Raw genomic sequence first — 695 nt, 5'->3', positions numbered from 1 at the left:
TGAACTGACCCCAAATAGTTGGACGGTTTAGTTTGCTAGGCATGCAAGGGCTGAGTTCTGTATTGCACAGGACTCAGCCCTTTTAGTTTCATCTTAATACGGTCGTAATTGTAATAGCGGATGTACTTCCTGAGGCTAGTTTGCAGCTCGTCGACGCTTTGGAATTGGTTCGGATGGAAGAGTTCAGTTTTGAGTATGGCAAAGAAGCTTTCCATTGCGGCGTTATCCAGGCAATTGCCCTTGCGCGACATACTTTGCGCCATTCCTTTTTGCTGTAGTACGCGTGTATAGGCCGGTATCCGGTACTGCCATCCTTGATCCGAATGCAGCATAGGTGCCTCACCTGGTTTCAGTTTAGCCAAAGCCTTCTTCAGCATCGATCCAACCAATTCATAAGCTGGTCGTCGAGAAGTTTCGAAGGCGACGATTTCGCCGTTGTAGAGATCCATGATGGGCGACAGATAAAGCTTATCTCCTGCTACGTTGAATTCGGTGACGTCCGTCACCCATTTTTCATTAGCCTTGTTTGCTGCAAATGCTCGCTGCAAAGTATTGGGAGCAGCCCGACCGACTTCACCTTTGTAAGAGCGGTATTTCTTTGGTCGTACCAATGATTTAAGACCCAATTGGCTCATCAGACGCTGCACTTTTTTATGATTAATCTTGTGTCCTTGCTGACCGAGGGTGGCGGCGAC

General features: G+C 47.9%; 1 protein-coding gene. It reads right to left on the bottom strand.

Translation table 11 applies throughout. The annotated features are described in order from the left end of the window. Positions 1-35 precede the first annotated feature (35 nt). Positions 36-695 (bottom strand): IS3 family transposase (locus tag GTP46_RS29140; protein ID WP_161010118.1); only part of this gene is annotated, 660 nt, incomplete at its 5' end.

The organism is Duganella flavida, assembly GCF_009857445.1.
GTDB lineage: Bacteria > Pseudomonadota > Gammaproteobacteria > Burkholderiales > Burkholderiaceae_D > Rugamonas > Rugamonas flavida.
The sequence above is the reverse complement of the archived record's forward strand: the minus strand, read 5'-3'. Positions and strand labels throughout refer to the sequence as shown.